Source organism: Neisseria sp. HMSC064E01 (genome assembly GCF_001808875.1).
In the GTDB taxonomy this organism is placed as follows: domain Bacteria; phylum Pseudomonadota; class Gammaproteobacteria; order Burkholderiales; family Neisseriaceae; genus Neisseria; species Neisseria sicca_A.
On sequence record NZ_KV794951.1, the window covers coordinates 1 to 215 of the forward strand.

At 52.1% G+C, this 215-nt stretch carries 1 protein-coding gene; it reads right to left on the reverse strand.

Annotated elements, in window-relative coordinates:
- On the reverse strand, positions 1–215 hold a 215-nt coding region (locus tag HMPREF2572_RS14640), incomplete at both ends, for a hypothetical protein (RefSeq protein WP_168161786.1).

Consider the following 215-nt stretch of genomic DNA (forward strand, 5'->3'; position numbering starts at 1 on the left):
GTATCGGTTTGGAACACTTTCATCGGTGCCATAGAGACGACGTTGCCACTGCCGTTGGCAACGGTTTGGCGACAGAGGACGGCTTCGTTCAACAGGGTCGTCTGAACTTTGGCTTCGTCGGGGGTTTTGGGATGAAGGCCCCAGTTTTGCTGTTTGCCCAATAAGACGGTATTGTCGGCAGACTCTTCAGATTGTTTGTTGTCGGTTTCGGCAAA